Here is a 24,929-nt window from a genome sequence, read left to right on the forward strand (position 1 = left end):
TTCCCATTCGAAGGTTAGAAGGAGGCTCATCATGGGAGACACAAAGAAAACGTATTATATTACGACACCTATTTATTATCCAAGTGCTAAGTTGCACATTGGTCATACGTATTGTACATCTGTAGCCGATACAATCGCACGTTTTAAACGATTAGCAGGATATGATGTACGTTTTTTGACTGGTTCAGATGAACATGGCCAAAAAATCCAACGTGCTGCAGAAGCACAAGGCATTACTCCTCTTGAATATACTACAAATATTGTAAATGGTTTTAAAGCATTGTGGGAAAAAATGCATATTTCCAATGACGATTTTATTCGGACTACCGATGAACGTCATGAAAAGGTTGTTCAAGCGTTATTTACAAAAGCTTATGAGAAGGGCGATATTTACAAAGCCGAATATGAAGGCTGGTATTGTACACCGGACGAAACTTTTTGGACAGAGCAGAAGCTAGGACCTAATCATACTTGTCCGGATTGCGGTCGCCCTGTAGAGCGTGTTAAAGAGGAAAGTTATTTCTTCAAACTCGGTAAATATACGGATCAATGGCTTAAGTTTATTGAAGAGAATCCTGACTTTATTCAGCCTGAATCTCGTCGCAATGAGATGATTCAATTTGTAAAGCAAGGTCTAGAAGACTTGGCGGTGTCTCGTACATCCTTTGATTGGGGAATCAAGGTTCCATTTGATCCTAAACATGTAGTATATGTTTGGTTCGATGCATTAGTGAACTATATTAGTGCCCTTTCTCCATTTGATGGTGATGGTGAACTATATAAAAAATACTGGCCTGCAGATCTTCATTTAGTAGGTAAGGAAATCGTACGTTTCCATACAATTATTTGGCCTATGATGCTCATGAGCCTTGAGTTGCCATTACCAAAAAAGGTATTTGGACACGGTTGGATGATTGTAGATGGTACAAAGATGAGTAAATCCTTGGGGAACGTAATCGATCCAATCCCATTGATTGATACATATGGTGCAGATTCTTTGCGTTATTACTTATTAAGCGAGATTACGCTAGGTAATGACGGCAACTTTACGTTACCTAACTTCGTTACAAAAATTAATGCAGATTTATCTAATGATTTAGGTAATTTATTAAACCGTACTATTGCGATGATTGAAAAATACCATGGTGGTGTGATTACAAAATGCGATGATATGGACGATTTGGACCGTGATGTATCTACATTAGCTGTTCAAACTGCAAAAGATTTTGAAGCGGCGATGGAAAATATGGAGCTTAATAAAGCTATCAAAACTGTATGGGCTTTTATTGGTCGTATGAATAAATACATTGATGAAACAATGCCTTGGGTATTGGCTAAATCTGAAGATGCGCATGATAAAGCGCGCTTGCAATCTGCTATGTATCACTTGGCAGAGGCATTGCGTATCATTGCCATCTTGGTAAGCCCTGTAATTCCTGTAGGAGCTCCAAAAATCTGGGAACAATTAGGGCTTATAGGTTTTGAAGCGGCTACGTTGGAAGATGCTAAAACTTGGGGATTATTGGCAACAGGTACTAAGGTTGTAAAAGGTGAGCCTATCTATCCACGTTTTGAAGTTCCTGAAATGGTAGATGTAGTTGTTACAGAAGAAGTTGAAGAAGCTGTAGATACATCTAATATTCCACCATTAAAAGAAAATATTACCTATGATGACTTTGAGAAACTCGATCTTCGTGTAGCTAAAGTTATAAGCTGTGAAAAGGTGCCTAAGTCCAAAAAGTTGTTGAAATTTGTATTGGATATCGGTATTGAAGAACGCACCGTATTAAGTGGTATTTCCCAATATTATGAACCGGAGACTATGGTTGGTAAAAAGGTAATCTATTTGTCTAACTTGGCTCCTAAAAAGATGATGGGCATCGAGTCTTATGGTATGATTTTGTCCGCCTCTGATTGGGAAGAACATTTAGAGGTAACAAATATCGAATCATTACCGGCAGGAAGTGTGGTTAAATAATGAAACTTTTTGATACACATGCTCATGTGAATGATGGGCGCTTTGATAATGATCGTAATGAGATGTTACAAGCCTGCTTTGATACAGGTGTAGAATATATTATGATTCCTGGTGTTGATAGAGGTACCGTTGAGTCTGGTTTAGCTTTGGCTAAACAGTACGATCAATTATATGCTGCTGTAGGGACTCATCCCCATGAATCAAAGGACTTCACAGAAGAAGACTACGAGTTTTATAAGGAACAAGCTCTTAACAATGATAAGGTACGTGCTATTGGTGAAATTGGACTAGATTATTACTATGATTTTTCTGACCGTGAAACACAAAAACGCGTATTTATTCGTCAGTTAGAGCTTGCTCGTGAAGTAGATCTCCCGATTATTATCCATGACCGCGATGCACATGGTGATATTATGAATATCTTACGCAATGAAGGGAAGGATAACTGGGGCATTTTCCATTGCTATTCTGGTAGCTGGGAGATGGCAAAAGAAGCCATTAAAATGGGCTTTTATATTTCCTTTGCAGGTCCTGTAGTATTTCCTAAGTCTACAAATCTTAAGGAAGTAGCAAGACAAGTGCCATTAGAACGAATCCTCATTGAAACCGATTCACCGTATTTGACACCACCACCATTTAGAGGCCGTCGTAATGATCCAAGTAAAACTCAGTTTGTGGCAGAAGAAATTGCAAGCCTTAAAGGGCTCGATATAGATGAGTTTTGTGAAATTACTTTTAATAATGGTAAACGAGTATTTGGTATCGAGTAAATGTAGAAACTAGTTCATAAGATTATTGGCTGATAAAATATCTGTTGGGCTTTAATTACTAAGTTTTTGCGTACAAAGTATTAAAATACATGATAAAACTAAATTAGAATTATAAATCATAAAACGCGGTTCTCCCTTAGCGGTGAGAATCGCGTTTTTCTATGGTATACTAAAGTATATTCAGACTGAACAGAAGTAAGATGAGGATAGCAACATGAAACGTATTGCATTTATAGATTTAGGCTCGAACTCAGTTCGTTTTGTCATATATGAAATTTCTAAGACTGGTAGTTATCGACTGATATATCAAGAGAAAGAAAGTGTACGTCTCAGTGAGAATATGTGGGGAACTCACGAACTGACCAAAGAAGCTATGGAACGCTCTTTGCGTGCTCTAAAAGGTTTTGTACACATGGCTGATGCAATGGAGGCAAATACGATTAAAGCTGTTGCTACCGCAGCAGTACGTTTGGCTAAAAATGGGGATGCTTTTATTAAATCTGTAAAAGAACGAACGGGTTTGGATTTAGAATGTATTGCTGGTGAAGAAGAGGCTCGCCTAGGGTTTCTTGGCGTTATCAATACCATTGGACTTAAGGATTTTATTATTTTTGATTTAGGTGGTGCCAGTACCGAGATAACCCTTGTACGAAATCGTCATATTACAAAATCGGTGAGCTTGCCGATAGGGGCCCTTACCTTAACAGGCACCTATCAGAAGGGGGATGAATATACTCCTAAAGAACTTGATAAACTGACGAAGGTTGTGAAGAAAACGATTAAGGAACATACATGGCTTCGCAATGTGAAATTACCGCTCCTTGGTATCGGCGGCACTGCTCGTAATATTGCTAAAATGGATCAACGCAAGTTATCTTATCCTATTACAAAGCTACATAATTATGAAATTCCATATCATAGATTCCATGAGATTTTGGAAGAAGTAAAAGGTAAATCTCTAGAGGAACGCAAAAAGATTAGTGGTTTATCATCGGAGCGCGCTGATATCATTATTGCAGGCCTCACTATCGTAGAAGAATTATTTAACTACGTAAATACTAAAACACTCGTTGTTGGTGGTTGTGGTCTGCGTGAAGGCTTATTTTACGACTATTATGGAGAGCACTACTTAGGTGGTAACTCTATTATTGATGATATTTTAGTACATTCTGCAGAGAATGTCTTGTTAGGTATGACTAAACATGAGTTAGTTCATGCTAAATATATTACAGGTTTAGCTATTAAACTGTATGATGTATTAGAGCCACTTCATAGAGCTGATAAAAAAACAAGACGTTGTTTGATTGCTGCTAGTTTATTACATGATATTGGTAAACGGATTAACTATTATAGTCATGCCCGACATGGCTGCTATATGCTTGTCAATAGTAATTTATATGGGCTTTCTCATGTTGAACAAGCTTTTAGCGCGTTCCTTGTTATGAACTCTCATGGTTTGACACCAAAAGAGTATAAAAACTTCTTATACGGTAAATTATTAGATCAAGAGCAGCGTTTGTTGGGTCAAAAAATATCTATTATTCTGGCTTTAGCTGAAGCTCTTGATGAAAGTCATGAACAATTTATTCGCCATTTATCCGTGAATCTAAAATATACTAGTGTACTATTAGTAGTAACCTATTTGAACGGTCGCGATATAAGTGTAACAAAAGCGGCTGTAGAGAAATTAGGAAAATCTTTCAAAAAAGAATTTAAGAAAACATTAGAAATAGAGTGGAAGGAAGCTCGTAAGGAGGCATAATGGCATTACCAAAAGCATTACGATATGCAGTGCTACATGTAGGCTCCAGTAGCATGAGTATTACTATTTTAGAATACAAGGGCATCGATGATGTACGCGTTATAGATTATGCAGCTAGGGAGGTAACCTTTGGGGAAGAATTATTCCAAACCTCTCGTTTAAGTTTTGAAACAATTGAGGAAATTTGTCATATCCTAAAGGGATATAAACAATTAATGGCCGATTACGGTGTGAGTCGCTCTAGATTATATGGCACTACTGTAATACGTGAAGCCGCTAATCGTCGTAGTATTCTCGATCAAATTTATATTCAAACAGGTATGCGTGTTGAGGTTATCGACATGCCTAAAGAGGTGTATTACAAATATGCCTTACTATACTACAAGATGACTAATCAGTACCGCTTGACGGATCCTACAAAGGCAACATTATTCCTTGATATTACTTCTGGTGGTGTAGGCTTGACTGTTTGGCGTGGTGAAAGCTTATTATTCCAGCGCAATATGCATAGCGGGTCATTACGTGTTATGGAATCTTTTAATCGCAACCAACGTTCCTCTACATCGTTTCCAATGGCTATTACTGAGTATTTACATCGCATGATAGGCCCATTGCGGGAGGAGCTTAAAACTTTTAATATTAATAGTGTCATTTTATCTGGCGATGAAGCTCAATATATGGCGCGTCTCATGGGAGATGGCAGTAATAAGGACGATATTATTACCATTGAACCAGAACGTTTTAAGGGCTTCATCAAATCCTTTGATGGTGTAACAGCCACTAAGTTGATCAATCGATATAAACTACCTGAATATAAGGCGAATATTTTGATGCCTACTATGATTTTATTTAATGAAATTATAACGGCTATAGAGCCTAAATCGTTGATTTTTAGTAGCTTCTCCTTTTCACAAGGAATAAGCTGGTTCTATGGAGTTGAAGCTGAAAATAATCCCTTTATGTACCAATTGCGTGAGCAAAATGCTCAGCTAGCTCGTGCTGTTGCCGCTAGATATCATACTGACAGCATTCATGATGCTGAGGTGGAACGTTTCAGTTCTTTGTTTTGTAAAACATTACGCCATAAAGGTTTACCGGAGCGGTGGGGTTACTTATGCCGCATTGCAGCTATATTGTGTTCTGTAGGTAAGTTTGTTAATTTACGAAACCATGGAGAGCATGCGTATCATATTGTGATGGGCACAGATATTTTCGGGCTTTCAGAAGAAGAAAAACAAGTAGTGGCAAATGTCGTATTTTATCACTATAAGGGAACTCCATCAGATGATGATACATATTTTAATTCTTTGACAGAATTACAAAAGATTCAAGTTACAAAGTTAGTAGCTATCATTCGTGTGGCCTGTGCTCTCGATGCAGGGAGTAACCAAAAAATCTCAGATGTTATATTGGAAGAGCGCGATAATGTATTGTATGTATTCTGTCGCACTAATGAGGATATTTCACTAGAATGGTGGACGTTTAATCGAGATGCTGAATATTTTACAGAAGTATTTGGTATGGAACTTATGCTTGTAAGAGGAGGTGACCGCCATGTTCAGTAATGCTAAATATTATTTTAATCGTGAATTATCTTGGCTAAAATTTAATCAGCGTGTACTATTAGAGTCCATAGATACAAATACTCCGCTGTTGGAGCGGTTGCGTTTTATTGCTATTGCTAGTTCTAATTTAGATGAGTTTTTTATGATTCGAGTGGCTGGTTTACGTCATCAAGTTGTGAATGGCATTGTTAAATATGATGCGGCTCATATGGATGCAAAGGCACAATTAAAGGCGATAGATGAATCTGTACAACGCCTTGTTGCTATGCAAAGTATGTATTTAAATAATGTTTTGACTGAACTAGAAAGTTATGGTTTTTTCTTTACACATCCTGATGAGCTAGATGTAAAAACAAAAGCCTGGCTACGCCATTATTTTGAGGAACATATATACCCCGTAGTAACACCATTGGCTGTTGACTCGGGGCACCCATTTCCATTTTTAACAAATCATACCATTAATGCAATTGTACGTATCTTTCAAATACAAGAGGATGGGACTAAGGATTACAAGATTGCTATCTTGCCAATACCATCTGTATTAGATCGAATCATTGAAGTTCCAAGCCGTGGCAATAAGGAACATCGATTTGTTTATCTAGAAGATGTCATTACTTATTATGCAAATCAATTTTTCCAAGGTTATGGTATTGAAGATTATATGGTTTTCCGTATTACTCGTGATGCAGATCTTGAAATAGATGAGGAAGAAGCAACAGATTTGCTATCTGAAGTAGAGGCATCCTTGCGGCGTCGCCGTCGTGGTGATGCGGTACGTCTTGAAGTTTGTGGAGAGATAAAGGATCACTTATTAGATTTTGTCCTTACAAGTGTAGAATTAGAGCAAAAGGACGTATATCGCATTGATGGACATTTGGATTGCCGTATGTATTTTGATTTCTGTAATTATCCAGGTTATGATAAGCTCCGATATGAACCGTTTGATCCTAAGATTCCTAGTGAATTAGTTGATTATGAAGGTGATAGCTTATTTTCTATTATTGGGAAGCAAGATCTTTTTGTTCATCATCCCTTTGAATCTTTTGCAGTGGTTGAGCAATTTATTGCACAAGCAGCGATAGATCCTGATGTATTGGCTATTAAACAAACATTATATCGCGTTAGTGGGGATTCTCCGATTATTGCGTCCTTAATAAAAGCGGCAGATAATGGGAAACAAGTAACCGTCCTTATGGAGGTTAAGGCGCGGTTTGATGAAGAAAACAATATTCATATGGCTCGTCGACTCGAAAAAGCGGGATGTCATGTTATTTATGGTTTAAAAGGTCTTAAGACACACTCTAAAATTACTATGGTGGTACGCCGGGAAACGGATGGTATTAGGCGGTATGTCCATCTAGCAACGGGAAACTATAATGGTAAAACAGCTCGGATGTATACTGATTGTGGTATATTTACTTGTAATGATGAGTATGGTGATGATGCGTCACGTTTTTTTAACTTGATTTCTGGATATTCTGACCCACCGATTTGGAATAAGTTTATTGTAGCGCCTTTAAATTTACGTGAAAAAATTATGGAACTCATTGACCGTGAAATCGAGTTTGCTAAGAATGGGGAAGAAGCCTATATCATTGGTAAGATGAATTCTCTGCTCGATAAAAAGGTCATTGCCAAGTTGTATGAAGCTTCTTCTGCTGGAGTTCGTATCGATCTTATCGTGCGTGGTATTTGTACGCTTCGCCCTGGCATTGCCGGTGTTAGTGATAATATCACAGTACGCTCTATTGTGGGGCGTTTTCTTGAACATCATCGTTTGTTCTACTTTCGTAATGGAGGGAATGAAAGTCTGTACCTATCTAGTGCAGATTGGATGCCTCGAAATTTGAATGAACGTGTAGAGCTTATGATTCCTATTGAAGATAAACGCCATAAAGAACGGGTAAAAAGTATTTTAGATTTATATTTAGATGATACATTAAAAGCTCATTTTATGAGAGCTGATGGTTCGTATCATAAAATCAATGATCGAGAGAATCCTATATCTGCTCAAGAGGAGCTAATGAAAGCTGCTATTGAGCATGAAAACAGAGAGTCAATGACGGTCATTGAACGGTTACAACCAATGTTAAAAATGAATAGATAATGAAGAAATCTTAATATATTAGGTAATGAATTTTAATACAATTACATAACATATAAAAAGCCCATTATATGGGCTTTTTTACTTTCTTATACATTTAAAGATGAGGGTAAAGTGAAGTTTTGAGTGTTCTAGAAAATGTTGGTAACAATTGAAAAACACATAAAAATACAAATTTAGTAATAAAAAATCTGTATATACTATATGTGGTATTAGTGTTGTATATATGTACACAATTCGGAATATATTGTATAGTATTTAAAAATATCGATATGTACGCATACAGTGGACTTTTATTAAAAAATACAAAATACAAACTATTATAAATTCAGTGTTTATAAAGGGCTTTGGCTTATTGTTAACTTACGGCGTTTGACAGGTTGTATCTATCTGTAGTAGAATAATACCATTACAGGAGGGATTACAACATGAGAATTCATAAGACACACAAGCGATATATTTCGTCTGTTGTTGCCGGATTGATTGTAACAGCTGTAACCATGACCGGTTTTTCTTATAATGATAAAACCGTTACCGTTATGGTAGATGGTGCAGCACACACTGTTAGAACGCATTTAAATTCTAACGAAGGCATTGTACGCGATGCTGGGGTTAAGTTAAATCCAAATGATAAAGTTATTTCTAGTTCATCTACAGTTCAAAATGGAACAACCTTAACGGTTGTTCGTGCTATTCCAGTTTATGTAACTGTAAATGGTAAAACAAGAGCTGTATTCACTACAGAAACAACTGCTCAAGGTGTTGCTAATGAGCTTGGTTTCAAAGCACCTAATTATGTAGTAGTGGGCGATGAAAATGGATCTGTTTTAAGTGGTACACGTATAACAATTGCTCAAGTAACAAGCCGCTCTCTATCTACAGTAGATCAAGAAGTTGCTGTTGAAGTGGTTCGTCAAAAAGATGATACTATGGCTAAGGGCGAAGAAGAGGTTGTTCAAGTTGGTCAACCCGGCTTAGAACGAGTACAACGTGAAACACTATATAGTAATGGTACAGTTATTAAAACTAATGACGTATCTAAAGTAACACAACGTGCAATGGTACCTACAATTATTAAAGAGGGTACTCGTGAGGTGACTACATCTCGCAATGTGGCGGGTCGTGCGTCTCGCGCTATCGTAATGGAAGCATCTGCTTATCTTGCTGGCGATGGTGATGGTGCTGGTATTACAGCTACGGGCTTACCTGCAGTACGTGGCATTGCTGCAGTTGACCCAGATGTTATTCCATTGGGAACACGTTTATTTATTCCTGGTTACGGTGAAGCTATTGCTGCCGATACAGGTGGTGCTATAGTAGGTAATAAAATCGACCTTGTAATGGACTCTTATGGTGAGGCTATGGACTTTGGTCGTCAAGACGTTACAGTGTACGTTTTGGATTAATATAATAAAAGGACGCCTTACATATGTATGGCGTCCTTTCATTTTAACTAGTCCTCAATATATGGAATTAAGTATTCGTATTTGGTACCTTTTAATTCTTCTTTAGGAATAAATTTTAAAGCAGATCCATTGATACAGTAGCGAAGAGAGCCATTGGGCCCATCTTCAAATACATGACCTAAATGAGCATTACCAATGCGGCTACGAACTTCTATGCGATTCATACCATGTGAGTCATCTTGGTAATATTTGATAACATCTTTAGCTATTGGCTTAGTAAAGCTAGGCCAGCCACAATGAGAATCGAATTTATGGGATGATACAAAAAGGGGTTCTCCAGTTGTAATATCAACATAGAGACCTGCTTTGAACTCATCTGTTAGTTCATGACTGAAAGGTGCATCAGTAGCAGAGTTTTGAGTTACTTCAAATTCTTGTGGCGTTAATGCCTCTAAATCTTCCTGGGAAGGTTTAGCATATGTATTATCATCGATGAGTGGTTCATCAGATAACCCCAATGGAATGTGACAATAGCCATTAGGATTTTTGTCTAAGTAATCTTGATGGTATTCCTCGGCAGAGTAGTAGTTCTCTAACGGTAATACTTCAATAGCAAATGGTTTGCCTTCAAAGGCTTGAGCACGAGCTAAGGTGCTTTCAATAACGGCCTTATCTGTTGGATTAGTATAATAAATACCCGTACGATATTGAATACCTACGTCACCACCTTGTTTGTTGATACTAAAGGGATCAATAGCACGTAGGAAATATTGAATTAAGTGGTCTAAAGATAGTATATCAGCATCGTAAGTAACCTTGAGAGCTTCTACGTGGCCACTATTGTGGCATACATCTTCATAACTTGGATTTTCTGTAGGTCCATTAGCATAGCCTACCTCAGTAGAAAGGACACCGGAGATCTTTTTAATATACCCCTGAAGGCCCCAGAAGCAACCACCGCCTAAATAAATAGTATGTTCACTCATTTAATCACCCCAAACTTCATGAGCTATTTCTTTGACTAATGCGAGTTTAGCCCATTGTTCTTCCTCGGTCAATTGGTTGCCAATTTCACAGGATGCAAAGCCACATTGAGGGGATAAGCAAAGTCTTTCGAGAGGGATATATTTTGTTGCTTCTTTGATACGTTCTTTGATGACTTCTTTATCTTCTAATTCTGGACGTTTAGATGTGATAAGGCCTAATACAACCTTTTTATTAGAAGAAACTTCGCGCAATGGCTCAAAACCTCCGGAGCGATCATCATCAAATTCTAGGTAATAAGCGTCTACATTTTCCTTGGCAAATAGGATAGGGGCAATAGGTTCGTACCCACCACTAGCGGCCCATGTAGAGTTATAGTTACCACGACATACATGTGTAGTAAATGCTAAGTCGTGAGGGCGACCTTCAAGAGCTAAGTTATTCAAACGTAAATATTTAGCGGTTTCACCTTCAATGGTTACACTTTTATCCTTTTGACGACCTGTCCAGTAAGCATGGTCACAACACATACCCCAAGTACAATCATCAAATTGAATATTGCGGCAACCTGCATCGTAAAGGTCTTTAATCACTTGGCGATAGGCGGCAGCAATATCTTGAATCAATTCTTCTAAATCTGGATAGAAGGAGCGCGTTGTAATGCCATTGTCTTCACGGAATAACTCTGCCAAAAACTGAGAGGGAGCAGGAATCGTTTGACGCGCCGTAGTATTTTCGTCTTCAAATTGTTTTACAAATTTGAAATGTTCAACGAATGGGTGGTTTGTTCCCGTAATTTTGCCAGTAAGGGCGAGGGAACCTGGCGCTGTTTCTTGACCGACGAATTTGTAACCGTGTTCCAGTTCAATTTCTTTTACGCCGTTAAAGCCCCACATGAAGTCTAGATGCCAATAGGCACGACGAAATTCGCCATCTGTAATCACTGGTAGGCCAGCTGCTTTCTGTTTTTGAATTAGGTCTGTAATAAGACGATCTTCAACGGCTGTTAATTCTTCTCGAGTAATATTTCCCTTATTAAAAGCTTCGCGTGCTTCTTTTAATTCTGCTGGGCGTAGGAAAGAACCTACGATATCAAAGTGGAATGGTGCTGTATGTTTAGCCATAATAATCCTCCTTATATAAACGGTAAAACCGATAATTTCGATAGATTTATTATAGCTAAGTATGATTATATATAAAAATATCAATATGTTTGAGTTATATATAGCTTGAAGTTATGTCTGTGAGTAATTTTATGCTTTAAGTTATACCCAAGAAGACACTCTCTAAAAAGAGAGTGCCTTCTTTATGGATTATCTGATACATCTAAAATGAACAGTATTGTTGTATAGTTCTATAAATAATATGATATATAATTATTTTTTGTCTTTCGGTAATTGAATATGTCTACCGTAATTACTAACGTATTGTTCTAGGGCATGGATATATTCTTGACCCAAACGGCTGCGTTGCATTTTATTATTAGTAATGTAGCCAATGTGCATTAAACCTTCTTCGGCAAGTGGAACGGAAATGATATTTTCACCATTTACCTCTTTATCGATTACACCACTAGATACAGTGTATCCATCAAGGCCAAGTAATAGGCTAAATAAAGATGCTCTATCGCGAACACGGATATGTTTTGGGCGCACTACGGTACTGAAGATTTCTTCAGAGAAGTAGAAGGAGTTGTGATCGCCTTGCTCAAAGGAAATATATGGATATTCCTCTAATTCGTCCATAGAGACTACCTCTTTATGGGCTAATGGATGCGTTTTACCAATAAAGATATGAGGATGGGCCGTAAATAATTCAGTAAAGGTTAATTCGTTAGTATGAATTAATTTTTCTAATACAGGACGGTTGAAATCATTATAATAGAGCAAACCAATTTCACTCTTCATATGAGCTACGTCATCGATAATTTCATAGGTTTGTGTTTCTCGTAAGGATACATCATATTGATCGATTTCAGCGCCTTTTAAAAGCTCTACAAAGGCATTGACTGCAAAGGAGTAATGTTGAGTAGACACAGAAAATTGTTTTTTACCACCGCTTTGGCTCTTATATTGCTCCTCTAAAAGGGCTGCTTGTTCTAACACTTGGCGCGCATAGCCGAGAAAGCGTTCCCCTTCTTTAGATACGGTAATTCCTTTATTAGTACGATCGAAAATGGTAATACCCATTTCTTTCTCTAGTTCTTTAATAGCCTTGGTGAGACTCGGTTGAGACACAAATAATCTCTTGGCTGCCTCACTAATACTGCCTATATTGGCAATTGTTGTGACATACTTTAATTGTTGTAAGGTCATAATTGGCCTCCTTTTATATATTACACTATTAATACTACTCGATTATAAGTATTTAAGCAATGTTATATATATGTTACAATGTATTAATAAAATAAAAGGGGGATATATGTTAAAACAAGTCATTGTCGTAGAAGGAAAATCTGATATACAACGTATCGCTCAAGCTGTAGATGCTGATTGCATTGCTACAGAAGGATTTACCCTCAGAAGAGGTGTTATCGATATGATTCGCGTTGCCTATGAGAAACGTGGCATTATTATATTAACTGATCCTGATACAGCAGGGGAGCGAATCCGACGCGTTTTAACTAAAAAATTCCCTAATGCACAACATGCTTTTGTGCCTCGTGACGAAGCGTTTGCAAATGATGATATTGGCATAGAACAAGCCTCTCCTGAGTCAATCAGAAAGGCTTTATCTACATTACACGTAGAGTCTTTAGAATCATCCAACGAATTTACTATGGTGGACTTAGTGCGTCACGGACTGTCTGGTATGCCTGATAGTGCAGCTCGTCGAGCGGTTATTGGTGCTAAATTAGGTATTGGATACGGTAATGGAAAGCAATTTTTATACCGTTTAAATCATTATGGTATAACCCGAGATGCTTATGAAGAGGCAGTAAATTGTTAAAATAGGAGTTAAGATGTTAGAATCAGTAATTGCAAGCCCAGAGGTTGTGCATTATATATGTAAGCGCTTTGATATTAAAATGAGCAAAAAGCTAGGACAAAACTTCCTTATTAAGCGAGGTATAGTCGATGAAATTGTACATGCTGCGGAATTAACCGTGGGAGAACCTGTTCTAGAGGTCGGCCCTGGTATTGGTACCTTGACACAAGGTTTAGCTCAAAGTGGAGCAGATGTAACGGCTATCGAGCTAGATCGTCGCTTATTGGAGGTACTAGATACGACATTGGCATCTTATGACAATGTACGTATCATTCATGGTGATGTGTTAAAGCTTGATGTGCCAACGATTATGAATCATAAACCATTTAAAGTGGTTGCCAATTTGCCATACTATATTACAACACCTATTATTATGTCTTTGTTGGAAAGTAAACTACCTATTGAACGTCTAGTTGTGATGGTGCAAAAAGAGGTGGCCTTACGGATGATAGCAAAGCCCGGTACAAAGGACTATGGCGCATTATCTGTTGCTGTTCAGTATTATACGGAACCAGATATTGTTCTTGATGTACCGCCTAAATCTTTCTTGCCAGCTCCAGCGGTGACAAGTTCTGTTATCCGTTGCGTATTGCGTGATAAACCACCTGTAGATGTGATTGATGAGAAACTATTTTTTCGCGTTGTGAAAGCTGGTTTTGCGCAACGCCGTAAAACATTCTCTAATACGATGAAGACAACGGGTTTAACAAGAGATAGAATTGAAGAGTTATTAGCAAAAGCAAATATTGATGGTCAACGAAGAGGTGAGACCTTTACACTTCAAGAATTTGCCGATGTAGCCAACGCATGGGCAGCTTTAATCAAATAGTATAATACATAAAGAGCTTATTGGACTGATAAAATATCATTCCAGTAAGCTCTTTTTCATGAAAAAAGGACCCGAATGGGTCCTTTTTAGTTAGTAAAGAATGCCAGCCATGGTTGTAATGAGGAAAGCATTCGCAAAGTCAATTAAGAATGCACCTACTAAGGAAACTACGAGCCAAGCACGAGGAGATGGGCCGTGTTTACTTGCTAAGGATAACATGTTAACTAATGCGTTTGGTGTAGCACCTAAACCGAAACCGATAGCTCCGGAACCAAGCATGACTGCATCGTAGTTGCGACCAAAGAGGAAGTAAATAAGGTATGCAAATACACAGATAAGTGCCATTTGTACAACTAAGATTGTAATAAGTGGTAAAGCAAGATCAATTAATTGAACTAACTTTAAGCTGTTGATAGCCATTGTTACGAATAAAGATAATGCTACATTAGATACCGCATCAAGAGCTGCATCGTTGATTTTGTATGCTTTAGTAAAATCACCAAAGTTACGAATTACTGCTGCACAAATCATAGCACCAATATATGCAGGTAGTGGAGTAAGAACAGATAATCCAGCACTTACGATGGTACCGATGCCTAATGCAAGGCCAATCCACATACAAATTGTTAAAAGATCTTGAGAGTTGAACTGTTTGCCACCACTTTCAACGTGATCTTCGATCATATCGATGCCTTCATCCTCCATTAACTCAGGATTTTCATAAGGTGTTTTAACTTTATGCATTTTAATAATGCGTTCACCTACAGGCGCACCGAGGATTGTACCAGCTACCATGCCAAATGTTGCAGCTGCAACTGCTGCGGAAGCGGTACCAGGGATACCAAGTAATTGTTCGTAATATGGACCGAAGGCACCAGCTGTACCAAGGCCACCAATCATAGATACAGAACCAGCCATGATGCCAATAATTGGCTCAATTCCTAATGCTTTAGCAATCATAATACCTGCAGTATTTTGTACTACAATCCACACTGCACATGCTAAGAAGAAGAAAATAATGAAGATACCACCCTTTTTGAGGACTTTTAAGGATGCCATTAAACCGATAGTGGTAAAGAAGGCAAGCATTAGAAATGTTTGTAAGGAACCTTCAAAGGTAATGTTTAAGATTTTATAATAAGACAAAATAGCAGTTAAAAATGCAAATGGAAGAGCGCCTACCGCTGGTGCAGGCATACACATACGTTGTAAGAACTTAGAATGCTTATTGATCCAAGTACCGATGAATAAGGTAATTACAGCAAGACCTACAGTTTGAATCATGGACAGTTTTAAGGTCCATACATTGTTGACTAGGGCTAAGTCAATAAGTGGCATAAAATCACTCCTTTAAAATAAAAAATAAATCTGAATTTTATGGTATCATGAATGGTCAAAAAATACTATAGAATATATAACGTATAAAAAGTTTATATTTTTATCTTTAAACACTCATAATAACACAAAAAACAATAATATTAATAAAGCTATTTTTATGATTATACATATAAATATAGAAAAGTAATAGTATATATTACTTATGTACATAATCATACTATATGTATTCGACTTAAATCTGTGATTTTCCTTCTTGCTATAAAAAAATAAACTGGAATATATTTTTTATATTTATAATTATATAAAATATACTCCAGTTTTAAAATTTAATATTTTTATGTTATTTCGTAAGGCTCTAAATTATAAATGCGATAAATTCGTTCTATAAATGCATGTTAAGATATAACTAAAATATATATACCTAGCAATAAGCTAATTAGAAGTTATAGCTCATGGTGTAATTTAGGGGTTGTTAGGAACGTCACATCTGGATTACGCTCTTGAACCCAACCCATTTGCCATTCATTGGAAATAAGAACAACGGTGCGATCACGGTTATCTTTTACAATCATCGCATTATCAACACCTTTTAATGATGCAATATCAACTTCGCCATCAATCCAACGGGCTACACCATATGGTAATGTATGATTTAATAAATCAACGCCATATTCATTTTTGAGGCGGTACTCAAGAACTTCAAATTGAAGCATACCTACGGCACCGACTACGAAGGAATCAAGGGCGCCTGGTTGTTCAAAGATTTGAACAGCTCCTTCTTGAGCCAATTGTGTCATGCCTTTTTGGAATTGCTTACGCTTCATAGTATCTTTTGGAGATACGCGGGCGAAGAATTCTGGTGGGAACACAGGGAAGTCACCAAATGTTACCTTGTGTTTTTGTGCACATAGTGTATCACCTACGCCCATTGTGCCAGCATCGAAGACACCGATAATATCACCGGGATATGCATCTTCTACGATGGTACGTTCGGTAGCCAAGAATTGTTGAGGCTGAGACAAGCGAATCGTTTTGTTAGATTGGCGATGCAATACGGACATACCCTTTTCGAATTTACCAGAGCAGATACGCATAAATACGATGCGGTCATGGTGATTAGGGTCCATATTCGCTTGAATTTTAAATACTAAAGCGGAGAAGTCTTCGCTCGTAGGTTGCACCATTTCTTCCACGGCTTGTCGTGGAGCAGGGGATGGAGCTAGTTCTAAGAATTTTTCTAAGAATGGTTTTACCCCAAAGTTAGTCATAGCAGAACCGAAGAACATTGGCGTTAATTCGCCTGCACGAACTTTATCAAAATCGAATGGATCGCCAGCAACGTCTAATAATTCGATATCATCAAGCAATGCTTGATATACATCGTCACCTAATAATTCTTTCATACGAGGATCAGCCAAAGCACCTTTTTCAGAGGCTAGCTTTTCTTGACCATGTGTTTCGTCTTTTGCGAAGAGCTCGATAGTTTCGTGTTCTCTATCGTATACGCCTTTGTATTCACCGTTGATACCAATTGGCCAGTTCATAGGGCATGTACGAATGCCAAGAACGTTTTCGATTTCTTCCATCAAGTCAAATGGGCTGCGACCGAAATGGTCAATTTTATTTACAAAGGTAAAGATAGGGATACCGCGTTCTTTAGATACGGCAAATAGTTTTTTCGTTTGTGCTTCGACACCTTTTGCAACGTCGATAAGCATGACAGCGCTATCGGCAGCCATCAATGTACGGTATGTATCTTCAGAGAAGTCTTGGTGACCAGGGGTATCGAGGATGTTGACACGACAGCCATCGTAGTCGAATTGCAATACGGAACTCGTTACGGAGATACCACGTTGTTTTTCGATTTCCATCCAGTCAGATACGGCGTGTTTTGCTGTTTTACGAGATTTAACTGACCCCGCCAAGTGAATGGCACCACCGTATAAAAGTAGTTTTTCTGTTAATGTAGTTTTACCCGCATCCGGGTGAGATATGATAGCAAACGTACGCCGACGTTGCACTTCTTCTAAAAATGTCATAGTTCACCTCTATTGTTTCGTTTGTGAAAGTCTTATTTTAATATATCATCTTCACACCATTTATATCTTTAAAATTATACATGATTTTGGTAGTTATGACCACTAAATTGTAGTATAATGAGATTTCAAAGAGCGGCTTGGGGAATAGCCGTTATTTTATGTTAAGGAGGGGGACCATGAGGTTATTTATTGCGGAAAAGCCATCCATGGCTCGCGAAATTAGTAAATGCTTGCCAGAAAACAAGAATATCCAAAAACGGAATGGCTATTTTATCCAAGGTGATGATGTGGTGACTTGGGTTGTAGGGCACGTATTACATCAAGCAGAACCTGGTGATTACGATGATAAATATATCCGCTGGCGCCCTCAAGATTTACCTATTGTGCCTGATGAGTGGAAATTACTCGTTACGGATAGTAGTCGTCAACAGTTTGAGACTGTAAAAGAATTAATCGGTAAAGCGGACATTATCGTCAACGCAGGTGACCCGGACAGGGAAGGTCAATTGTTGGTTGATGAAGTATTATATTATGTAGGAAATACAAAACCTGTACAACGTATCTTGCTAAATGCATTGGACGAAAAATCTGTTCGTGCCGCATTAAATGATCTACGGGATAATAAAGACTTTCACAATCTATATCAATCTGCATTGGCTAGAGCACGTGCAGACTGGCTTATTGGCATGAATTTATCTCGTGCCTATACATTGTCTGAACGTTATAAAGGTAATAAAGTAACATTACCTATCGGTCGTGTTAAGACTCCAACATTAGCCCTTGTGGTGCGCAGAGAGCGAGAACTAGCGGCATTTAAACCGGTCGATTATTTTACATTAAAGGTTTTATATAATCATCCAAATGGTGTATTCTGGGCTACGTGGCAGCCTACAGACGAACAAAAGGGGCTTGACCCAGATGGACGTCTTATTAATAAAGCCATAGCCGATGAATTAGTAGAGCGCTTACAGGCGGGGTCAGATGGAGTTATTAAAGCTGTTACAAAATCTAAAAAGAAAGATGTACAGCGTTTACCATTGTCTCTATCATCTTTGCAGGTATTAGCTGGTAAAGCTTTTTCCTATGATCCGCAAACTGTACTTGATACAGCACAGAAACTATATGAAAAGAAATTGACTACATACCCTCGTTCTGATTGTGAATATTTACCACCAAATCAATATGGTGACCGCAATGCAATTCTCAATAATTTACAGAATGCAGGAGATGAAAGACTAGCACAGTGGGCTACTGATGCAGACCGCTCCATTAAGAGCCGCGCATGGAATGAAAAGAAGATTACAGCCCATCATGCTATAATTCCTACGACCGTAGCTTGTAATATAAATAGTTTGTCCCGTGAGGAACGCAATATTTACTTCCTCATTAGTCAGGCCTATATTGCTCAGTTTTATGGCGAACATATTTATGAGCAAACTAAAATCGTCGTGGAGCAATGCAAAGAAGAGTTTGTTGCCAATGGCCGTGTAGTTATAGACGAAGGATGGAAATTACTTTATAAACGACAAAAGTCTAAATCTGTGACAGATAATGATGAACCTGATTTAACTGATGAACGTGGTGCAGAAACAGACTCTAAAAAAGAGGCTATTGAAGAAACAGATCATTTGCCTGCGGTTAAGAAAAATGATTCTGTCCTTTACACGGATTCCTCTGTAGAGGCGAAGCAAACTAAGCCGCCTTCTCGCTTTACACCGTCTACGTTGTTACAAGCGATGAAGGAAATTCACAAGTTTGTAAAAAATGAAGACTTGAAAAAGCAATTAAAGGCTGTATCTGGTATTGGTACAGAGGCGACTCGTGCCAATATTATTGACGAACTTATCAGTCGTGGCTTTATGAAAACATCTGGTAAGAAGCAAGTTCTATCACCTACGGAAACGGGCTACCTTTTAGTAGATGCTTTGCCTGATGAATTGTTATATCCTGATGAAACGGCTGTATGGGAAGAACGTTTGGCCCTCATGAGCGAAGGGGAGGATACCTTAGATTCCTTCTTGTCTGATCAAGTTAAGTTTTTACAGTTGTTGATTGATAAGCTTGGCTTTGATAAACAGGTAAATTCTGGTCAAATGATGCCCAATGTAGTTCGCACTATAACGAATCAAAACCGGAAACGTCCGATGGATAATTCTGATGTAGATCTATCTTCTTTGCCGGTCTGTCCTAAGTGTAATAAGGGCAGAATGCAACAGCGTAATGGTAAATTTGGTGCTTTTTTAGGCTGTACTAATTATCCTGCTTGTAAACATACACAACCGGTTGAGGGTGATGTTTCAAAGGGTGAAAGTAATATCATTGTAGCTGACGAAGATAAACAATATAAATGTCCACGATGTAAAGAAGGGTATTTTGTTAAGCAAGAGGCGAGAGGACGTATTAACTGGGTTTGCAGTAATCGATCTCAATGCAAGACACAATGCTCCGATGTGAATGGAGTGCCAAGCATTTATGCTAATAAATAATAAGATGTATATTAGTTAAGAACATAAAAAGACGCGTACAGATGTTCTGTACGCGTCTTTAATTTTATCTGCGTTTACCACGACGTCCTGTTTGTGATGTGGACGTACGGCGTTGGCGTGTATTAGCACCTTTATGGCCACGAGCTTTATGAGCTTTAGCCTTTGTAGATTGATAGGAACTTGTAATCTTAGGTTTGCCAGATACTTTTGCACGTTTAGGTGCCGCACTTGCATTACCTTTAGTCTTAATTTGTCCATCTTTAGTGTATTTAGTAAGCGTTGCTTGGATGGCGCGCTCAATACGACGTAACCAAGATTCATCTTGCGGTGTAGCAAATGTAACAGCTACACCAGAGTTGCCTGCACGACCAGTACGGCCAATACGGTGGATATAGTAATCTACGTCGCGTGGTACGTCGTAGTTATAAACATGTGTAATGCCTTCGATGTCAATGCCGCGAGCCGCAATATCTGTAGCTACTAAGATTTGTGTTTTAGCTTTTGCGAAATCACGTAATATTTGAGTGCGTCGACCTTGTGTCAAATCGCCATGCATTTCAGCAATATTTAGGCCTGCTGCAGTTAACTCATAGGATAAGCGAACAGCACCTTCACGCTTATTACAGAACACAATTGCTAAGAATGGGTTGTCTTCTTCGATCATTTTGATGAGACGTTGCGTTTTTTCTTCTGTGTTCATCATGTATACGCGTTGATCGATAGATTCAAGTGTTACATGTTTACCCTCAGCTGTTACAGAAGCCGGTTTAGACATATACGCTTTTGCAAGATTTCTAATCTTATCAGGAATTGTTGCAGAGAATAGTAAAAGTTGTCTATTAGCATCTGTTTGACTAATGAGGTTTTCAATGTCCGGTAAGAATCCCATGTGAAGCATTTGGTCAGCTTCATCGAGTACGACACGACGAATGCAATCTAAGTGGAGTGAACCCCGTTTTGCGTGATCCAATAGGCGACCAGGAGTGCCTAAAATAACTTGAGGGCGACGTCCTAATTGTTGTAACTGTGCTTCAATCGTTTTACCGCCGATGAGAGGGAGGATGTCTACATTTAAAATAGAACCTATTTCTTTTGCCTCATCGGAAATTTGTTTTACAAGCTCACGGGTAGGTGCAATGATGAGCACTTGTTCTTGATGCACATCAGTGTGAACACGTTGTAGAATCGGCAATAAGAAGGCTAATGTTTTGCCTGTGCCTGTTTGAGCTTTTGCTATAACATCATTCCCTTTAAATACAACAGGAATGGCTTGTTCTTGAATTGGAGTTGGCTCCTTGATACCTTGTTTTTGAAGGGCTTGGATGAGTTCATCACAAACGCCTAGAGATTTAAAAGATTTCATGGATCGTCCTTTCTATAATACATATTATATTAATTATACCTTATGCACATAGTAGGGGCAAATAAATTGAATCATTACATAGCGTACTAATTTTGCATGGCGCTATAGTAAATTTGTAAAACTAATGATGCGATTGTTAAAGATACTAATTGATAATAGATTAAGAAATGACGATGTAGATAGATGTTTATGAGAATAAAAAACATTAAAATATTTATATTTGAATAAATTTTAAAAATATAAATGAGAATGATTAAATTATCAATAATGATTATCTTAGTAGTGATTCTTATTTTTTAGGTATTCTTTTTTATTGGTGACAGCGCGAATGCTACCATACCATATAGGGGTTCATGGAGGATTGATAAATCAATCCTCATATTTAATATGAGAAAAAAATATATATATGAGATAGAAAATTACAAAAAAAATGATAATAATTGTTGAAATTAATGATTTCTTTGATATAATAATTTAAGATATTAATACGCATTATTATTTGGTGTGTTTAATATGAGGTTGTTAGGTACAATAATTAGGAGGTGTCGTATGGCTATCAAAAAGTTAAAAGACATGAAACCAGGTGAGTCTGGTCTTATTGTTGTACTACATGGCAGTGGTAATGTTAAGCATCGTCTAATTGACATGGGTCTTGTAAATGGTACAAAAATCCATGTTATGAAGTTTGCCCCTTTGGGGGATCCGGTGGAAATCAAAGTAAAAAACTTTGAATTAGCACTTCGTACAAGCGAAGCTGGCATGATTGATGTAGAGGTTCAATAGGAGGTTCACATGGCAGAAAATGGGCAAATTCGCATTGCCTTAGCAGGTAACCCTAACTGTGGTAAAACTACAATGTTTAACAATATCACAGGGGCGAAGCAACACGTTGGTAACTATGCCGGCGTTACAGTAGAAAAAAAGGAAGGCCATACGAACTTTGATGGCCATGAGTTATTGTTTATTGACTTACCAGGTACATATAGCTTAACTGCACGTTCCTTGGATGAGTTAGTAGCGCGTAATGTTATCGTAAATGATAACCCAGATGTTATTGTTAATGTTCTTGATGCATCTAATTTGGAACGTAACTTATATTTAGCTGCACAATTATTGGAACTTGAAAAGCCAATGGTTATTGCTCTAAACATGGCTGACGTTGCTGAAGAAATGGGCATCAAATACGACCTAAAAAAAATGGCAGAAATGACAGGGGCTACAATTGTTAGCACAGTAGGTCGTACAAACATTGGTACAAAAGACTTGTTAGAAGCAATAATTAGTGTAGCTGCTTCTCAAAAAGCTCCTGGTGTAACAATTAACTATGGTGATTTGTTAGAAGGTAAAATTAGTGAGCTTGTAGAATTGCTAAAACAAGCGGGCACTGTTACATATCCACTTCGTTGGATTGCTGTTAAGTTGTTAGAAAAAGATGCTGACGTTATTGGCAAAGTTATGCGCTTTGATAATACGGAAGCTGTTATTCAAAAGGCTGAAGCTATTCGTGAAGAAATTAAGGATCAAGTTGATCTTGATATTGTCTTCCAAGAATATCGTCACCGCTTTGCAGTAGAAGTATATAATACATGTTTAACACAAGCGCCAACTCAATTGGAAACACGCTCTGACCGTTATGACAAAATCTTAACGCATCGAATTTGGGGCTTACCAATCTTCATGGTTGTTATGTACTTATTGTTTGCGTTCGTTAACTTCGTTGGTGGTATTCCTCAAGGTTGGATCGAGGATGGTTTCGCTGCATTACAAGCTTATGCGGTTCAGACTATTCCAGAGGGCCAATTACAGTCACTCGTATCTGATGGTATTATTGCCGGCGTAGGTGCGGTACTTTCATTCTTACCATTAATTTTATTACTCTTCCTTGGCATTTCTTTCTTGGAAGATACAGGTTATATGGCTCGTGCAGCCTTCGTTATTGACCGTGTAATGCGCGCATGTGGCTTACATGGTAAATCCTTTATTCCTTTATTATTGGGTTTCGGTTGTTCCGTACCATCCGTAATGGGTGCCCGTATCCTCGACAACTACAAGGATCGAATGGTTACGATTTTGATTACACCATTCATGAGTTGTTCTGCACGTTTGCCAGTGTATATCTTATTTGCAAATGCGTTCTTCCCAAATGGTTGGGATAGTACTTTAGTTGTATTCTCTGTATACTTCTTGGGTATCATCTTCGGTATTATCTTTGCAAAAATTTTCCGTAAGTTCTTATTTGCTGGTGAAGCAGAACCATTTGTAATGGAATTACCTCCATATCATTTGCCTACATTGAAAGCTACATGGATGCACATGTATGAACGTGCTAAATTGTACATCATTAAAGCCGGTACTTTCATTATGGCTGCTTCCATCTTGATTTGGTTCATCACTGCATATCCAATGGATGTAGAATACTCCAAAGATTATGATGCAGTGAAAGAACAAGTTGCTCAAGAGTATGAAGTAAAAGATGCAGCTACATTATCTCAATTCGGTATTGCTACAGATGACCAAAAAGATGCAGTTGATAAAATTGTTGAAGATATGAAATCTACTGTACAAGATGCTACTGATGCTGCTAAGCAAGCAGGAGAAGATGAACCTGAAGTAGCAGTAGAGGATGATTCTGAAGCACCTGAATTATTCAATGATATTAAAGATGAAAATAAAGACTTGTTCCCAGCAGCATGGGCAATGTATAAAAACAGTGCTAACTTAGATGCTGAAAATGACAAACTTGATAAAGAAAAAGCTGCTGAAAAAATTGAACAATCCTATGCAGCATCCTTTGGTAAAGCAATCAACCCAGTACTTGAACCATTGGGCTTCGACTGGAAAATGGGCTTATCTCTCGTAGCTGGTTTAGCGGCTAAAGAGGTAGTAATTTCTACATTGGGTACAGTATATGCAGTAGGTGGTGATGATAAAAATCCAGCTCCATTGACTGATTACTTACAAAATGATCCAAACTTCTCACCATTGATTGCATTAACAATGATGTTGTTCGTATTAATTTACCCACCTTGTTTGGCAACATTAGCTGTTATCAAACGTGAAACAGGTTCTTGGAAATGGGTTGCATTCATGTTCTGCTATGAAAATACATTTGCATGGATTGCATGTTTCATCTTCTATAACATTGGTCGCGCATTAGGTTTCTAATCTAGAGTCGCTAAATAGGAGAGTTTAGCCACCTTTAGATTCTTTAAACAAAAATGAATTTAAAAATTGCGATTTTGTTATAAGTAATTTAAAAATAATACTTGATAATTATCAATATTCGTGGTTAAATGATAATGAGAAAAGGGAAATAT

Annotated in this window: 17 protein-coding genes; 11 read left to right on the top strand and 6 right to left on the bottom strand. The window is 37.9% G+C overall.

The annotated features are described in order from the left end of the window. Positions 1 to 31: 31 nt before the first annotated feature. The 6 genes from metG (at position 32) to E7K77_RS00115 (ending at position 9,585) form a co-directional block, all read left to right on the top strand. Complete coding sequence (gene metG / locus E7K77_RS00090; protein ID WP_101928135.1) at positions 32 to 1,978, top strand: methionine--tRNA ligase; 1,947 nt, start codon at positions 32 to 34, stop codon at positions 1,976 to 1,978. Further along, entirely contained in the window at positions 1,978 to 2,748 is a 771-nt protein-coding gene (locus E7K77_RS00095; RefSeq protein WP_316066325.1) for a TatD family hydrolase, read from the top strand. The genes metG and E7K77_RS00095 overlap by 1 nt, the downstream gene beginning before the upstream one ends. Before the next feature lie 214 nt (positions 2,749 to 2,962). Continuing rightward, positions 2,963 to 4,510, top strand: a complete 1,548-nt coding sequence (gene ppx, locus E7K77_RS00100) for an exopolyphosphatase (protein ID WP_004696994.1) — start codon at positions 2,963 to 2,965, stop codon at positions 4,508 to 4,510. Further along, complete coding sequence (locus tag E7K77_RS00105; protein ID WP_004697172.1) at positions 4,510 to 6,075, top strand: Ppx/GppA phosphatase family protein; 1,566 nt, start codon at positions 4,510 to 4,512, stop codon at positions 6,073 to 6,075. The genes ppx and E7K77_RS00105 overlap by 1 nt, the downstream gene beginning before the upstream one ends. After that, complete coding sequence (gene ppk1 / locus E7K77_RS00110) at positions 6,065 to 8,182, top strand: polyphosphate kinase 1 (RefSeq protein ID WP_278466789.1); 2,118 nt, start codon at positions 6,065 to 6,067, stop codon at positions 8,180 to 8,182. The genes E7K77_RS00105 and ppk1 overlap by 11 nt, the downstream gene beginning before the upstream one ends. A gap of 425 nt (positions 8,183 to 8,607) precedes the next feature. Beyond that, positions 8,608 to 9,585 carry a 3D domain-containing protein gene (locus tag E7K77_RS00115; protein ID WP_004693280.1) on the top strand — a complete coding sequence of 326 codons (978 nt, stop codon included), beginning with the start codon at positions 8,608 to 8,610 and terminating at the stop codon, positions 9,583 to 9,585. A gap of 47 nt (positions 9,586 to 9,632) precedes the next feature. Here E7K77_RS00115 and msrB read toward each other — a convergent pair whose 3' ends face one another. From msrB to E7K77_RS00130, 3 genes are all read right to left on the bottom strand, one after another. After that, entirely contained in the window at positions 9,633 to 10,571 is a 939-nt protein-coding gene (gene msrB / locus E7K77_RS00120) for a peptide-methionine (R)-S-oxide reductase MsrB (protein WP_316066326.1), read from the bottom strand. After that, positions 10,572 to 11,693, bottom strand: a complete 1,122-nt coding sequence (locus tag E7K77_RS00125) for a 5-methyltetrahydropteroyltriglutamate--homocysteine S-methyltransferase (RefSeq protein ID WP_316066327.1) — start codon at positions 11,691 to 11,693, stop codon at positions 10,572 to 10,574. It abuts the gene before it with no gap. A 252-nt stretch (positions 11,694 to 11,945) separates the two neighbouring features. Continuing rightward, positions 11,946 to 12,884: a LysR family transcriptional regulator gene (locus tag E7K77_RS00130; RefSeq protein ID WP_120054608.1), complete on the bottom strand. Its 939-nt coding sequence runs from the start codon at positions 12,882 to 12,884 to the stop codon at positions 11,946 to 11,948. A 106-nt stretch (positions 12,885 to 12,990) separates the two neighbouring features. Between E7K77_RS00130 and rnmV the strand changes: the two genes are divergently transcribed. Both rnmV and rsmA read left to right on the top strand, forming a co-directional pair. Further along, positions 12,991 to 13,518 (top strand): ribonuclease M5, encoded by a 528-nt coding sequence (rnmV, locus tag E7K77_RS00135; RefSeq protein WP_004697202.1) that lies wholly within the window; start codon positions 12,991 to 12,993, stop codon positions 13,516 to 13,518. Positions 13,519 to 13,531: 13 nt separating this feature from the next. Further along, entirely contained in the window at positions 13,532 to 14,386 is an 855-nt protein-coding gene (rsmA, locus tag E7K77_RS00140; protein WP_004697159.1) for a 16S rRNA (adenine(1518)-N(6)/adenine(1519)-N(6))-dimethyltransferase RsmA, read from the top strand. Positions 14,387 to 14,476: 90 nt separating this feature from the next. Here rsmA and E7K77_RS00145 read toward each other — a convergent pair whose 3' ends face one another. Beyond that, on the bottom strand, positions 14,477 to 15,724 hold the full coding sequence (locus E7K77_RS00145; RefSeq protein ID WP_105086586.1) for a sodium/glutamate symporter: 1,248 nt from the start codon (positions 15,722 to 15,724) through the stop codon (positions 14,477 to 14,479). A gap of 443 nt (positions 15,725 to 16,167) precedes the next feature. Next, positions 16,168 to 17,763, bottom strand: a complete 1,596-nt coding sequence (locus E7K77_RS00150; protein ID WP_316066328.1) for a peptide chain release factor 3 — start codon at positions 17,761 to 17,763, stop codon at positions 16,168 to 16,170. A 176-nt stretch (positions 17,764 to 17,939) separates the two neighbouring features. Between E7K77_RS00150 and E7K77_RS00155 the strand changes: the two genes are divergently transcribed. Further along, a complete protein-coding gene (locus E7K77_RS00155; protein ID WP_005387096.1) occupies positions 17,940 to 20,249 on the top strand; it encodes a DNA topoisomerase 3 in 2,310 nt (769 codons plus the stop codon). Between the two features lie 64 nt (positions 20,250 to 20,313). Here the strand turns inward: E7K77_RS00155 and E7K77_RS00160 are convergent, their stop codons facing one another. Further along, a complete protein-coding gene (locus tag E7K77_RS00160; RefSeq protein WP_005387095.1) occupies positions 20,314 to 21,612 on the bottom strand; it encodes a DEAD/DEAH box helicase in 1,299 nt (432 codons plus the stop codon). 549 nt (positions 21,613 to 22,161) lie between these two features. Here E7K77_RS00160 and E7K77_RS00165 point away from each other — a divergent pair. Continuing rightward, positions 22,162 to 22,395, top strand: a complete 234-nt coding sequence (locus E7K77_RS00165; protein WP_325305748.1) for a FeoA family protein — start codon at positions 22,162 to 22,164, stop codon at positions 22,393 to 22,395. Between the two features lie 9 nt (positions 22,396 to 22,404). After that, positions 22,405 to 24,777, top strand: a complete 2,373-nt coding sequence (feoB, locus tag E7K77_RS00170) for a ferrous iron transport protein B (RefSeq protein ID WP_325305749.1) — start codon at positions 22,405 to 22,407, stop codon at positions 24,775 to 24,777. Positions 24,778 to 24,929: the final 152 nt, after the last annotated feature.

The organism is Veillonella parvula, from assembly GCF_032577575.1.
Classification (GTDB): domain Bacteria; phylum Bacillota; class Negativicutes; order Veillonellales; family Veillonellaceae; genus Veillonella.